This window comes from Desulfuromonas thiophila (genome assembly GCF_900101955.1).
Taxonomy (GTDB): Bacteria; Desulfobacterota; Desulfuromonadia; order Desulfuromonadales; family Desulfuromonadaceae; genus Pseudodesulfuromonas; species Pseudodesulfuromonas thiophila.
In genome coordinates this window covers 236,234-250,244 of the sequence record NZ_FNAQ01000003.1, presented here as the reverse complement: position 1 = coordinate 250,244, position 14,011 = coordinate 236,234, and the positions used below count along the sequence as shown (strand labels likewise).

At 61.6% G+C, this 14,011-nt stretch carries 10 protein-coding genes; 6 read left to right on the top strand and 4 right to left on the bottom strand.

What is annotated here, in order from left to right; genetic code table 11:
* Nucleotides 1-17: 17 nt before the first annotated feature.
* The 4 genes from BLR80_RS05040 to BLR80_RS05025 all read right to left on the bottom strand — a co-directional run bounded on the left by BLR80_RS05040 (nucleotide 18) and on the right by BLR80_RS05025 (nucleotide 4,977).
* The gene (locus BLR80_RS05040) at nucleotides 18-491 is read right to left on the bottom strand and encodes a single-stranded DNA-binding protein (RefSeq protein WP_092076893.1); all 474 of its coding nucleotides are present in this window, start codon (nucleotides 489-491) and stop codon (nucleotides 18-20) included.
* A gap of 301 nt (nucleotides 492-792) precedes the next feature.
* Nucleotides 793-1,242 carry a universal stress protein gene (locus BLR80_RS05035; RefSeq protein WP_092076891.1) on the bottom strand — a complete coding sequence of 150 codons (450 nt, stop codon included), beginning with the start codon at nucleotides 1,240-1,242 and terminating at the stop codon, nucleotides 793-795.
* A gap of 19 nt (nucleotides 1,243-1,261) precedes the next feature.
* Nucleotides 1,262-3,697: a TRAP transporter fused permease subunit gene (locus tag BLR80_RS05030; protein ID WP_092076889.1), complete on the bottom strand. Its 2,436-nt coding sequence runs from the start codon at nucleotides 3,695-3,697 to the stop codon at nucleotides 1,262-1,264.
* Nucleotides 3,698-3,981: 284 nt separating this feature from the next.
* Nucleotides 3,982-4,977 (bottom strand): TAXI family TRAP transporter solute-binding subunit, encoded by a 996-nt coding sequence (locus BLR80_RS05025; RefSeq protein ID WP_092076887.1) that lies wholly within the window; start codon nucleotides 4,975-4,977, stop codon nucleotides 3,982-3,984.
* Between the two features lie 596 nt (nucleotides 4,978-5,573).
* Between BLR80_RS05025 and BLR80_RS05020 the strand changes: the two genes are divergently transcribed.
* The 6 genes from BLR80_RS05020 to hisZ all read left to right on the top strand — a co-directional run bounded on the left by BLR80_RS05020 (nucleotide 5,574) and on the right by hisZ (nucleotide 13,966).
* A complete protein-coding gene (locus BLR80_RS05020) occupies nucleotides 5,574-7,268 on the top strand; it encodes a ribonuclease J (protein ID WP_092076885.1) in 1,695 nt (564 codons plus the stop codon).
* Entirely contained in the window at nucleotides 7,255-8,040 is a 786-nt protein-coding gene (locus BLR80_RS05015; RefSeq protein WP_092076883.1) for an undecaprenyl-diphosphate phosphatase, read from the top strand. The genes BLR80_RS05020 and BLR80_RS05015 overlap by 14 nt, the downstream gene beginning before the upstream one ends.
* Nucleotides 8,041-8,126: 86 nt before the next feature.
* Nucleotides 8,127-10,430: a DNA translocase FtsK gene (locus BLR80_RS05010; protein ID WP_092076881.1), complete on the top strand. Its 2,304-nt coding sequence runs from the start codon at nucleotides 8,127-8,129 to the stop codon at nucleotides 10,428-10,430.
* A 193-nt stretch (nucleotides 10,431-10,623) separates the two neighbouring features.
* Nucleotides 10,624-10,824, top strand: a complete 201-nt coding sequence (locus BLR80_RS05005) for a cold-shock protein (protein WP_092076879.1) — start codon at nucleotides 10,624-10,626, stop codon at nucleotides 10,822-10,824.
* A 218-nt stretch (nucleotides 10,825-11,042) separates the two neighbouring features.
* A complete protein-coding gene (gene serA, locus BLR80_RS05000) occupies nucleotides 11,043-12,629 on the top strand; it encodes a phosphoglycerate dehydrogenase (RefSeq protein WP_092076877.1) in 1,587 nt (528 codons plus the stop codon).
* Between the two features lie 44 nt (nucleotides 12,630-12,673).
* Nucleotides 12,674-13,966: an ATP phosphoribosyltransferase regulatory subunit gene (gene hisZ, locus BLR80_RS04995; protein WP_092076875.1), complete on the top strand. Its 1,293-nt coding sequence runs from the start codon at nucleotides 12,674-12,676 to the stop codon at nucleotides 13,964-13,966.
* Nucleotides 13,967-14,011 lie beyond the last annotated feature (45 nt).

Sequence of the window (14,011 nt, the reverse complement as noted above, 5' to 3'; positions counted from 1 at the left end):
GATCCTGGGAAACCCGACTAAAAGGGTATTTCGTCATCCGGATTGAAGCTGGGTTCTTCATAGGTGTCGACCGCAGCGGCACCAGATCGCGCCGGAGGGGTGGCGGCGTAACCGTCATTGCCGCCGCGGCCACCCGGAGACGGCGCGCCACCGCCCTCCTCGCCGGCGCGACCCAGCATCTGCATCTGATCGGCAACGATTTCAGTGGTATAGCGGTCAACACCATCGCGATCCTGCCACTTGCGCGTCGTCAGCTTGCCCTCGATATACACCTGCTTGCCTTTGTGCAGATACTTGCCACAGATTTCGGCCAGCTGGCGCCAGGCCACGATATTGTGCCATTCGGTCTTGTTCTGACGATTGCCGTCACGATCCTTGTAGGTTTCAGTAGTGGCCAGGGAAAAATTGGCCACGGCCACACCGCTGGGCGTATAACGCAGCTCCGGATCCTTTCCCAGATTGCCCACCAGAATCACTTTGTTTACCGACACTGCAACCTCCCTGTTGTGGCGGGTCAGCCGCAGTTTCCGGCAGCTGCCCGACGAATAAAAAATTTGTACCGCTCGCTGAGTCGGCGCGCCAGACGAGCGCGCCGGTTGCGCCCCACAGCAGCGAAAGTCTACCGTCTTCACCGGCCCGGCGCAACCGACGATTCGGATTGTCCGCCCCGCCCGAAGCGCCACCTGCTGCGACCAGCACTCCGGCCTTACGGCCTCACCGCATAAAAAACCCCGCCAGCAGCCATGGCCGTGACGGGGTATCGAATCTTCCTGGCAGGTTCAGGCGACGGAGTCAAACACCGCGACTGCGAATCGTTAGCACCGGCCGAACCGAACGGCGGACCAGCCGTTCGGCCGTGCTGCCAACCAACACATGCTCCAGGCCGGTACGGCCGTGACTGCCGATCACGATCAGATCGGCGTCAATGGCCTCGGCCTGCTTGAGGATTTCCTGAAACGGCAGCCCCATGACCACCTCGCTGTCACAGGGAACGGTAGTACCGATGTGGTCGTGGCAGAATTCCTCCATGCTTTTGAAGGCCTGGATTTCCACCTCACGCTCCAGCAGCGCAAGGGTTTCCGGCTGGATGCGACTCTTGCGCTTGTCGGCAAATTCACCAATCACATGCAGCACCTGCAAGCGCGCACCGGCCAACTGGGCCAGATAGACGGCATATTCGCAAGCCGGCAGGGAACTGTCGGAAAAGTCCGTGGCATACAGAATGGTCTGAATCGGTTTCATGCGCTTATCCCTCCGAGATTCAGGCCGCTGCCGTCCGCAGCGCGTCCTGACGATTCTTGCGATGCTGCATCAGCCAGACCAGCGCCACCAGCACGATACCGGCGATATCGGTGATGATGGTCGGCCAGTACAACAGCAAAGTGGCCGGGGCCAGAATCAGCCATTCAATCAGACTGGTGCGACGAATCCAGTAAAACATGGTCAGGGATGAAAAGGCGATGGTACCCAGGATGGCCGAAACAAAGCTCATGACAATGCGCAGCGGTGTCGGCGTGATTTCACCCCGCACCAGCACATCACCCGGCTCGACCATGGCACCCGGCATCTTGCCGACCAGGCTGACCACGGCGTTTTTTTCCGCCGTGATGGTCAGGGTGTCAGCCCCGGCCTGCAACACGGCAATCGCCTCGCCGGGCTGATACTCGGCCCCCTGCTTGACATGAATCTGGCTCACCATAGCAAAGGGAGCGCCGTTTTCCAGTTCCGGCACCCGGATTTCATTGAGCTTGCCCTGAAACAGGATCGAGGGGGTGAAGGCAAACAGCAACGGCATGACATAGAGCAGCTTGGCGTATTTAAACGAGGTCCAGCCGGTTTTCCAGGGATCGGCTCCAGCGATGGCGGCGCCGGCATAGGCCGCGACACAGACTGGCGGGGTGATGTTGGAATCCTGACTAAGCCAATAGACAATCATGTGGGCACAGACCACCGGCACGCCGAAGGTCCCCAGGGCCGGTACCGCCAGCACGGCAACGATGAGATAGGCCGCCGTGACCGGTACGCCCATGCCCAGGACCAGTGACGCCAGGGTAATCAGCAGCAGCGCCAGCAGCAGACTGCTGCCGGCCATGTTGATGATGATATCGGAGAACTTCAGGCCCATGCCGGTCAGCGAGATAATGCCGACAATGACGCCGATAACACCGACGGTGGCACCAATGATCAGGGTATTGCGCGCTCCGGTCAGAATCGCTTCCCAGATCTCGGGCAGGCCCATGCGCGTTTCTTTCTTCACCCAGCTGATGGCGATACACGACAATGTCGACCAGAAGGCGGAGAAACCGGGCGACCGCCCCATGATCATCAGCACCGTCATCAGCACCAGCGGAATCGCAAAGTACCAGTCATTTTTAAGAACCGTGCGCCAGGGCGGCAAGCTCTCGTCCACCACCCCCTTGAGACCCTGCTTCTTGGCCTCGAAATGGATCATGCAGAATACGGAGAAAAAGTACAGCAATGCCGGCCCGACAGAGATCATCATGATGTAGGAATAAGGCAGGCCGGTCAGTTCTGCCATCAAAAAGCCGCCGGCGCCCATGATCGGCGGCAGGAACATGCCGCCAATGGAGGCGGCCGGTTCGATGGCACCCGCCACATGAGGTTTGAAGCCGGCCCGCTTCATCAGCGGGATGGTGAAGGCTCCCGTCGAAACCGTATTGGCGATGGCGCTGCCGGATACCGAACCGAACAGGGCCGAGGCCATGACTGCCACCTTAGCCGGCCCCCCCGTGCTTTTGCCGGCCAGGGCCAGCGGCAGATCGATGAAGAAACGGCCGGCGCCCGACTTCTGCAGAAAGGCGCCGAAAAAGATAAACAGAATGACATAGGTGGCCAGCACGTTGGCCATCACGCCAAACACCCCGTTGGTGGTGAGAAACAGGGCGTTGGCCATGCGTTCGATGCCAAAACCGCGATGGGCCAGAATATCAGGCAGATGGGGGCCAAAATAGCCAAAAGCCAGCATGCCGACGCCAATCAGGGTCATCGACCAGCCCAGCACCCGGCGACAAACCTCCATGGACAGCAGAATGCCCACCACACTGACCAGGCCATCCAGTTCGGTTTCGGCCCCGGCCCGGTAGTTGAGCGCCTCGAACTGGCTGATCCAGTAAAACACCGTGGCGCCGGCAGCCAAGGCAAAAAGAATATCGCTCAGACAGGGGCTCTGGCGCCAACGCGCCAACATGAAGCGATCGGCGAAAAACACCGCCACCGCCACGGCCAGGGCCAGCAACAACGTCAGCCAGAAACCGCTTAGTGCCGCCAGCCCTCCGGCCAGACCGGCCTCACCCAGGGCATCGCCAACCGCCAGCAGACGGGCATGAAAACTGGCAATGTCCGGCGAAAACAGCCAGGCCGTCAGGCCACCGCTGAGCAATAGTCCAAGCAGGCCACTGAGCACGACCCGCACCCGCGCCGAGCCGGCGGGATAGAGCAAGAACACCAGCACATAGGTAATAAACACATAGATCCCCAGATGATACTGGGTGCCCACGGTCTTGACGCCGGCGGCGTAGAAATAAAACAGCACCATGAAGGCACCAAGCAGAGCCGTAACCCAGTGCCAGAGTCCCGAGGGGGTACGGAAGGACTTGGCATCCTTCTCCATCAGGGTCTTGAGCTTTTCCTGGTCCTGCGGATTGAGTTCCTCCAGATGATCCTTCGTTTCCGGCATGAGGCGACTCCCTGTCTAAAAATAAAACCTGAGGTATTCACAGGCTGGCTGAGCAGAAACTTCCCCGGCAAGACGCGCCATTGGCGAGCCATGAGGCGCACGTTACGCCCGCCGCAGCCTTGCGGCACGGCAATTGGTCCATTTCTGCGACACCATCAAACCTGGCCAACCCGGCATGACCGGGTCGGCGGACAAAGGAAACGGGGCATAGTGCCCCGTTTCTGCTGTTCATCACGTTCAGTGGTCAGTACTCCACCGTCACTGGCGGCAGAGTCCAGGCCGCATCAGAGTGGCTGCTGGGCTGCCGTCAATGTCAGGCCGTTAGCCTGCCAGAACTTGGCCGCACCGGCATGCAGCGGGGTAACAATCCCGTAATTGCCATCCTTGATGCTCATGGCCGCGGCAGCCTTGGTCACACTCAGCATATAGGCCAGGCCCTCGGGCGAAAAAACCTCGGTCAGGGCCTTCTCGACGATATCGGCCTTGACATGCTTGCCGGCCACCCAGATCGTCGAATCCTGCACCGTTTGCACATCGTAGTCAACACCGGTATAGGTACCCGCCGGAATGGTCACCTCGGCATAGTAGGGATTATTCTGGAAGAAATTCGTTGCCTTGGCAGCATCCACCAGGCTGAGCAGGCGAATGCTGTTGCTGGCGGCAGCCTGAATGATGGACGAGTTGGGGTAGCCGGCAAATACCCACATGGCTTCAATCTTGCGGTCGCCCAGGGACGAGGCCGCTTCGCTGTAACCGATGAATTCCACCTTCATCTTGTCCCACAGCCCCAAAGCTGTAAAATAGCGCTGGGCGCTGGCGGCGGCACCGCTGCCGGCCGGTCCAACAGCCACGCGTTTGCCAACCAGATCCGTCACCTGGGTGATGCCGCTGTCGGCCAGCACCGCCAGATGAGCCGGCGCGCCATAGAGATAGGCCATCGACAGCACATTGCTATACTTGCGCGGATCGTTGGTCAGTTGCCCCGTAGCACCCAGATACAGATCGCCGGCATAGATGACACCGAAATCGGCATCACCGGAGTTGACCCGGCGCAGGTTTTCCACCGAACCGGCCGAAGCCATGTTGGACACCTCGACATCCGGAATCATCTTGGACAGACGGCTGGAAATGGCGTTGGAGAAATACTGAAAGGTGCCGCCATCGGGGCCGCCGGAAAAAGCCAGCCGGGTTTTGGCCAGAGCCATGGACGGCAGACACAGCGCCACGACCAGCAAACAGCTGGCCGCCACAGCAAGCAGACGGAATGGGAATCGGGCCATGGGGTTCCTCCTGTGATGTCGGGTTGTAACCGCTTGCGAACCCAGGCCGGCAACGGCGCGGCCTCGGTTCACCTCGAAAAAACAAAACACAAACAATCAAAACACTTTTATATTTAAGTTTGACGAAAAAAAGATAGCGCAGGGCCAGGGTCCCTGTCCACGTCTTTTTCGGCCGCAAGCGCGAAAAAACGATGATGCAGCGCCTCCTTGCCCAATGTCGACCAAGCCGGCGGGCAGCACCAAGCAGGCTCCGGCAAGGCGGAACCCGGGCAAACCCAATTAGAAATAAACGTCGTTCTATAGCAACGGTTTCGATTCTGGCGACGCTGTTGCCATGAACAGCGCCGCCGGACGGCGCAAGACAAACGGGGCCGTGCCAGGCCAGTCTGCTGCCCACCGCCGAACGACCCAACGGCCCGCGACTGGGCCCCTGGCAGGTACGGCCGGCAATCGCACCCGACCTGGCCCGGCTAGCGTATAAAGGATTTGACCCGCAGGCAGCGGACTTCTACACTGCGCCCTGCCGCCGGGAGACTGGCAACCACCACCAGGGTTTCAGCCCCCTGCCCTTCAACCCCTTATCCCGCGCGAGTTCCATGCCTCTTCCCGTTTGCGACCATCCCGATCAGATCCGCCTGCTGCCGCTGGGCGGCCATAACGAAGTCGGCATGAATCTGCTGGTGATGGAACACCAGGGCGCGCTGCTGCTGTTTGACTGTGGCGCCCGCTTTGCCGACAGCAGCACACCCGGTGTCGGCCGCCTGCTGCCGGAGATCAGCTGGCTGCACCAGCGCCGCGCCGACATCTGCGGTCTGCTACTCAGTCATGGCCACGAAGACCATATCGGCGCCCTGCCCTGGCTGTACGCCGAACTGGGCGCGCCACCGCTGTTCGGCGCGCCCTTCACCCTGGAGTTGGCGCGGCGTAACGGGGTGGCCCAGAAATCCACCCCTGACCTCGACCGTCATGCCGTCGCGCCCGGCGAAACCTTCACCTGCGGCCCCTTTGTCATCGAGGCGGTGAGCATCAGCCACTCGATTCCCGCCAACTACGGCTGGATTGTGCGCTGCGCGGCTGGCACCCTGGTCCACAGTGGCGACTTCCGTCTCGATCCGGCGGCACCAGCCGGGCAGAGAACCGATCTGGCCCGCTTGGCGCGGCTGGCCGACGAGGAGGTCCTGGTGCTGCTGGCCGATTCGACCAACGCCGGTCAACAGAGCGGCGCCAGCAGCAGTGACCAGGTGGCCCGCCAGTTGCATCGGCAGCTGGCGGAAACGCCCGGCATGGTGGTGCTGTCGACCTTTGCCTCGCACCTGACGCGACTGCAGCAGGCTCTTTCGGCCGCCCGCAACAACAACCGCCGTGTCGCTCTGCTCGGCGCCAGTCTGATCGACAGCTGCGCCCTGGCCAGCCAGCAGGGTCTGCTGTCCTCGCCGCCGGGGCTTGTTGTGCCGCCAGAGGAACTTGCCCACCTGCCCCGCGCACAGCGACTACTGCTGGCCAGTGGCTGTCAGGGCGAACCGCAGGGCGCCCTGGCCCGCTTGGCAGGGGGAGCCTGGCCCGCCCTGGCCCTGCAGACGACCGACAGCGTGCTGCTGTCGGCCCGTGCCATTCCGGGCAACGAGCTGGCCCTGCAACGCTTGGCCCACCGTATCGGCCAGCAGGGCGCACGGCTGCTGACACCGGCCGAGATTCCCAACCTGCACTGCTCGGGCCACGCTGGCACCACGGAACTGCGACTGCTGCATGCCCTGGTACGACCGCGCTACCTGGTCCCCACTCACGGTCATGCCGGCCTACGCCAGCAGCAGGCACTACTGGCGCAGACCGACGGACACGAACCTGGCCATTGCCTGCTCCTCGACAATGGCCAGGCGGTGCGACTGTCACGCCACGGCAGTCAACGGGAAACCACCCTGTCCTGCCCGCCACGACTGTACGGTCCGGCAGGTGAACCCCAGAGTGAAACCGCCCTGCGGCAGCGCCGGCGCCTGGCCCACCAGGGGCTGTTGATCGCCCGCCTGCGCCGCCCGCCCGCAACGGCAAAGCCCTGGCAGGTGCAACTGGTGGGGCGCGGATTGTGGGACGCCGGCACGCTGGCAGCGGCCCGGCTGCGGCAATTGACCGAGGCACTGGAACAGGAGCTGGCCAACGTACGACCAGAGACTCCCACGGCCACGGTCGAGGCCCTGGTTCAGCGTTGCCTCAAATACCACTGCAAACGGCAGTTGCTCGGCACCCCCCTGCTGGTGATTCTTTTTGACGACGAGGTCCACCTTGACTCTCAATGATGCCTTACTGCTGGGCCTGGTTCAGGGCCTGACCGAATTCCTGCCGATTTCATCGTCCGGCCATCTGGCAATTGTGCAGCACCTTCTGCCCGGCTTCAGCCAGCCTGGCCTGCTTTTCGATGTCATTCTCCATGTTGGCACCCTGGCAACAGTGGTTCTTTATTTTTGGGCCGACCTGTGGCAACTGCTTTGCTGCCCATTTCGCCGGGATGCCACGGCAGCGGGCTATCGTCGCCTGCTAGGACTCATCCTGCTCGGCTCCCTGCCGACAGCAGCTATCGGCCTGGGCTTTCGTACCACATTCGAAGCCATGTTCGAACAGCTGCCCATGATCGGCTTGATGCTCCTGATTACCGGCGCCTTGCTGTTCGCTGCCGAACGCTGGCGTCCCGGCAATCGCGAACTGGGCCAGCTCGGTGTTGTCGATGTCCTGCTGACGGGTCTGATACAGGGCCTTGCCGTCGCGCCGGGGATTTCCCGCTCCGGCTCAACCATTGCCATGCTGCTGTTTCGGGGCGTCGCCCCCCAAAGCGCCGCCCGTTTTTCCTTTCTGCTGTCGTTGCCGGCCATAGCCGGCGCGGCACTACTGTCTTTGCGCCATTTTGAACAGCTCAACAGTGAGGAACTGTTTATTTATCTGGCAGGCGGCGCAACGGCTTTTTTCTCGGGCCTGCTGGCCATCCACCTGTTGCTGGGCATCCTGCAGCGGCGACGGTTGATCTTTTTTGCGCTGTACTGCTGGGCTGTCGCCAGCCTGCTGTTTGTGTTATGATAACCAGTTCGCACCTGGCGACATAAACCACCGCCGGGGAAATTCCCGCTACCCTTCTTGCCTGAAAAGAGCTCGTCACAACACCCATGTCGGATCGTGCCGAAACCACCCAGCAGCCCCTCCCCCGACAGCGGCTGCGCAAGGAAATCGCCGCCGTGCTCTGGCTGGCCGGCGGTCTGTATCTCCTGCTGTGCCTGCTGTCCTACCACCCCCTTGACCCGTCCTTCAACAACAACCTCCATCCCGCCAGCGTGCGCAACTTCGGGGGGCTGTTTGGCGCCCATCTGGCCGACCTGCTCTACCAGAGTCTGGGCCTGCCCGCCCTGCTGCTGCCGCTGATCTGTGCCGGACTGGCCTGGCAGCTGCTGCGGCTGCAGGACATCCGCCTGCGTGGCGACCGGCTGGCAGCCTTCGTTGTGCTGCTATGCAGTCTCGACGGCCTGCTGGCGTTGCGTTTCGGTCAGATCCGCTGGGGCGAACGGGTCATCAACGAGGCCGGTGGCGCCATCGGCCGCCTGCTGCAGTCGGTGCTGGCCAACTATTTTAATCTCAGCGGCGCCGCCCTGCTGCTCGGGGTTGTCTTTTTGGTCGCCGCCATGCTGCTGACCGGCTTCTCTCTGGTTCTGTTTGGCCAGGGGTTGGCCGAGCGCTGGCGCGGCCTGCTGCACCGGTCAAGGCAAAAAGCGGTGGCACAACCTCCGCACACCGCCGCCCCGCCCCTGCTCCAGCCCCACCCCACGCCGGCTGCCGCCACTGAAAAGCGCACGGCGGCGCGCAAAAAAACCAGCCGACCCGAGGCGGAGCCACTGCAGGAATCCTTCGATTTCCAGGCTCTCAGCGGTGACTATCAGATTCCACCGCTGGCGCTGCTGGATCATGATGGCGAACCACCGCCCCCCATCGATCAGAACAGCCTGATGGAAATGGCGCGGATTCTGGAGAACAAGCTCAAAGACTTCAACATTGACGGCCGGGTGGTCGAGGTCAAACCCGGGCCGGTGGTAACCATGTTTGAATTCGAACCGGCACCGGGCATCAAGGTCAACCGCATTGCCGGACTGTCCGACGATCTGTCCATGGCCCTGCGCGCCACCGCCATCCGCATCGTCGCGCCGATTCCCGGTCGCGGTGTGGTCGGCATTGAAATTCCCAACAGCAACCGTGAAACCGTCTACCTCAAGGATATTCTGGCGTCGGACCAGTTCCGCAAAAACGGTGGCCGGCTGCCCTTGGCCTTGGGCAAGGACATCTTCGGCCAGACCAGCGTCAGCGATCTGGCCAAAATGCCGCACCTGCTGGTGGCCGGTTCCACCGGCAGCGGTAAGTCCGTGTCCATCAACACCATGGTGCTGTCGCTGCTCTACCGCGCCAATCCCGAGGATGTGCGCCTGATCATGGTCGACCCCAAGATGCTTGAACTGTCGATCTACGAAGGGATTCCCCACCTGCTGCTGCCGGTAGTGACCGAACCGAAAAAAGCGGCCCTGGCCCTGGCTTGGGCGGTACGCGAAATGGAACGGCGCTATCGCCTGATGGCCGACAAGGGCGTGCGCAACATCGACGGCTACAACAAGAAACTCGCCGGCGAAGAAAAGGACCGCGCCCGCCTGGCACGCCTAGAGGCCGCCAGTGCCGTGGCGACAGCCGCCGGCGAGGAGGATCTGGATTCGGCAGAACTGCCACCGGTGACGCAGGCGGCACCGCCACACGGCGGCGAGGACGACCTTGATCATGGCCATCTGCCCTATATTGTCGTCATCGTTGACGAATTGGCCGACCTGATGATGGTGGCCGGCCGCGAGATCGAGGAGCACATCGCCCGGCTGGCGCAGATGGCTCGTGCCGCCGGCATCCATCTGATTCTGGCCACCCAGCGTCCCAGTGTCGATGTCATCACCGGACTGATCAAGGCCAACTTCCCCACCCGCATCTCGTTCAAGGTGTTCTCGCGCACCGACTCGCGCACCATTCTCGACGCAATGGGGGCCGAAACGCTGCTGGGCATGGGCGACATGCTGTTTCTGCCACCGGGCACCGGCGCCGTGCAGCGCGTTCACGGAGCCTTTGTTTCCGAGCATGAGGTTCAGCGTGTGGTTGCGTTCCTCAGCCGCCAGGGCACACCGGAATACGATAACAGCATTCTGGCTGCGGCGCCGGCCACCAGCGACGACCTCGCCATGGACGGTGAATACGACGAACGCTGGGATGAAGCGGTGGCTCTGGTGGCCCAGGCACGCCAGGCCTCTATTTCAATGATCCAGCGGCGACTGCGTATCGGCTACAACCGGGCGGCTCGGATCATCGAGAAGATGGAACAGGAAGGCATCGTCGGGCCCTCCGATGGCACCAGCAAGGGTCGCGAAGTATTGATCCCGGCCCTTGATGACTGAGGTGGCGTCGGTTTTTATTTTTCCCGTCCCCTCGTTTTTACTTGCGGTGGCTGCAGCAGCCATGATAGCGTGCCCCATGCTTTCAGTTTAGTACGGCTTTTCCTTTATCCCAAGGTACATGAAGTTCCGCGGAAAACCGGCTGAAAGCACAGCTACAGACCGACAAGGTCGGCATTAAAAGGAGTTGGAAACAATGGCACAAGGTTCGGTAAAATGGTTCAATGACGCAAAAGGTTTTGGTTTCATTGAGCAAGACGGCGGCCCCGATGTATTCGTTCACTTCTCTGCCATTCAGGGCGACGGCTTCAAGTCCCTGGCAGAGGGCGACCGCGTAGAGTTTGAAATCACTGATGGCCAGAAAGGCCCCCAGGCGGCTAACGTCCACAAACTGTAATCTCAAATTCGCGTAGAAACTTCAAAAGCCCTGCCCATTCGGCAGGGCTTTTTTATATTCCGGGATTGGCCGCAGCATAGCCTGCGTCCCAGGCCAACCGGGCTGTATTACTCCTTGACAGTCCCCCCCCCTGTTGCTAGGTTTCAGGCGGTTGCCACCTGAAACGTCCTGCTTTTGTCCCGCTCTTTTTTTGCCGTTCCGGCACAGGAATCTACCCCTTGAATGTTCTGGTCTGTGACACCTTCTCAGCCGAGGGACTCCAGTTGCTGCGCGACACCGCCGGCCTGCAACTCGACTACCAGCCCGGCATCCGGCCGGAGCAGCTGCTGGAACGCATCGCCACCACCGACGCCCTGCTGGTCCGCGGTGGCACGGCTGTAACAGCGGAACTGATGGCGGCGGCACCGCGCCTGAAGATCATTGCCCGGGCCGGCATTGGCGTGGAAAACATCGACCTGGCAGCGGCCAACCGGCAGGGCATTGTGGTCACCAACACCCCGACGGGCAGCACCACCACCATGGCTGAGCACGCCATTGCCATGATGCTGTCCCTGGCACGCCGCATCCCCCAGGCCAGCTTGGCCGTGAAACAGGGCCGCTGGCAATCAGCGCCCTTCACCGGCACCGATATCTACGGCAAAACCCTGGGTCTGATTGGCGGCGGCAAGATTGCCCGGCGGGTTATCGAGTACGCCCACGGCCTGCACATGGATGTCAACCTCTACGATCCTTATCTGTCCGAAGAGGTCATCAAACGTCTGGGAGCACGCAAGGTTTCCCTTGATACCCTGCTGGCCACGGCTGATTTTCTGTCCCTGCATGTGCCACTGAACCTGGAAACCGAACACCTGCTCAACGCCCGCACCTTCGCGCGGTTGAAAAAGGGCTGCTATCTGGTCAACTGTGCTCTCGGCGGCCTGATCGATGAAGAGGCCCTGCTGCAGGCGCTGCAGGATGGCACCCTGGCCGGCGCGGCCCTCGATACCTTTGCCGTCGAACCGCCAGCGATCGACAATCCGCTGCTGCAGCTTGACAATGTCATCTGCACCCCCCATCTGCGCGCCGCCACCGCCGAAGCCCAGATCAATGTCACCCGCCAGGCTGCTCAGCAGGTGATCGACTACCTGTACAGCGGGATTGTCCGCAACGCGCTCAACGTCCCCTCGGTCAACGCCGATCTGCTGGACAGTCTGCGCCCCTACCTGGAACTGGCCGAACGGCTCGGCAGCCTTCTTGCCCAGATGCTGCACAAGCCGTTTTCCAGCATCCGCATCGAATACGCCGGCAGTCTGGTGCAACATCCCACCGAGCCATTGACCACCGCTCTGCTCAAGGGCCTGCTGACCCCCATTATCGGGTCACGTATCAACTACGTCAATGCACCCCACATTGTGCGCGAGCGGGGCATCAGTGTCACCGAAACACGGACAAACATTGCCCAGGGCTTCTCCAATATGATACGGTTGACCGTTTGCGGCGACGAGGGCAGCCAATCGGTCAGCGGAGCCCTGTTCGGTGGTGACGAATGCCGTATCGTCGGTATCGATGAATACGAGGTGGAAGGTCTGCCCGTTGGTCACCTGCTCGTCATCAAGAATGAAGATCGGCCGGGCGTGCTCGCCCTGCTGGGCACTGCCCTGGCGCAAGCCGACATCAATGTTGCCATGATGAACCTGTCCCGCCGCAAGTCTGGCGGCAAGGCTGTTTCGCTGCTGACCGTCGATCAGGCGGTGCCCGAAGCGGTCATGCGCCAACTGCGGGCTGACGACCGCATCCTGTCAGCCCTTCAGGTTTATCTGCCCTGATTCCTGCCGCCCTGTCAGCGGCGAGCGTACGGACGAAACCATTCATGAATCTCTACGAACCCTCCCACGAACCGATGATCCCCAAGGGCGTCAAGGATTTCCTGCCCACCAATGCTGTCAAGATCGAATCCCTGCGCCAGACCCTGCAACAGGTCTTCCGACTTTGGGGTTTCCAACCGGTTATCCCGCCATCACTGGAATTCCTGTCAGTCCTTGAACGTGGCCTGGGCAATGATCTGCGGGATCGCACCCTGCGCTTCGATGATCGCCAGAGCGGCCAACTGCTGGCCTTCGCGCCCGATGTCACGCCGCAGATCGCCCGCATCTTCGCCACCCGCATGACACAGGCCGAGCTGCCCCAGCGACTGAGCTATTCCTGTCGCGTGTTACGTCATACCGAAGAACAGGCCGGCAAGGACCGTGAAATCTTTCAGTCAGGCGTGGAGCTGATCGGCGATCCGAGCCCACGTGCCGATGCCGAAATGATTACCATGGCGCTGGAATGTCTCGACCGGCTGCAGGCACCCGAATTCACCATCGACATTGGCCAGGTGGAGTTCTATCGTGGCGTCCTTGAGGGCCTCGACCTGGCCCTGCCCCAGGTACGTGCCATTGAGCAGGCCCTGTTGCACAAGGACAGCTCCAGCCTGCGCCAACTGCTGCAGCAACTACCGCTGTCTGACGGCCAGTGCGAAGAACTGATGGCGCTACCGCGCCTGTTCGGCGGCCGCGAGGTGCTCGATCAGGCCAGCGCAGTCGTAACCAACGAGCGTTCGAAACAGGCTCTTGACGATCTGCACCAGGTACTGCACATGCTCGAGCTTTATCAGGTGGATCAGCACATCACCCTGGATCTGGGAGAGTTGCGGGGCCTGGATTACTACACCGGCGTGACCTTCCAGGGTTTTCTGACCGGCTTTGGCCAGGCCGTCTGCCTTGGCGGACGCTATGATCACCTGACCGAGCGTTACGGCCGGGCGGCCGCAGCTACCGGCTTCGCCTTCAATCTGCTTCATCTGCTGTTCGCCATGCCCGACATTCTGGGCCAGCAGGCGCAACCTCTGACCGATGTGCTGCTTTGCGCCCCCCCGTGTCAGGACAGCGCCATGCAGCGCCTGGCCCGTCAGCTGCGTGGCCAGGGCTACAGCGCCTGCACCCTGCTGACCGAACAGGCACCGCCCTGTGATAACAGCCTGCGGCGGCAGTACCGCTATCTGGCCCACATGGCCGATGACGGACACCAGATCAACCTGCTCTGCCTGGCCGATGGCAGCAGCCAGAATCTCAGCGGCACGGAACTGACCCGCCAGGCACTGGGCGACACTGCCAAACCCTGACACCCGTTCATAGATCCGCCACAGAGCACTTTTTATAGGATTCGT

Excerpts from the sequence above, each read along its gene's own strand:
- BLR80_RS05035 (WP_092076891.1), bottom strand. The coding sequence starts at position 1,242 with ATGAAACCGATTCAGACCATTCTGTATGCCACGGACTTTTCCGACAGT.
- BLR80_RS05030 (WP_092076889.1), bottom strand. The coding sequence starts at position 3,697 with ATGCCGGAAACGAAGGATCATCTGGAGGAACTCAATCCGCAGGACCAG.
- BLR80_RS05025 (WP_092076887.1), bottom strand. The coding sequence starts at position 4,977 with ATGGCCCGATTCCCATTCCGTCTGCTTGCTGTGGCGGCCAGCTGTTTG.
- BLR80_RS05020 (WP_092076885.1), top strand. The coding sequence starts at position 5,574 with ATGCCTCTTCCCGTTTGCGACCATCCCGATCAGATCCGCCTGCTGCCG.
- BLR80_RS05010 (WP_092076881.1), top strand. The coding sequence starts at position 8,127 with ATGTCGGATCGTGCCGAAACCACCCAGCAGCCCCTCCCCCGACAGCGG.
- BLR80_RS05005 (WP_092076879.1), top strand. The coding sequence starts at position 10,624 with ATGGCACAAGGTTCGGTAAAATGGTTCAATGACGCAAAAGGTTTTGGT.
- hisZ (WP_092076875.1), top strand. The coding sequence starts at position 12,674 with ATGAATCTCTACGAACCCTCCCACGAACCGATGATCCCCAAGGGCGTC.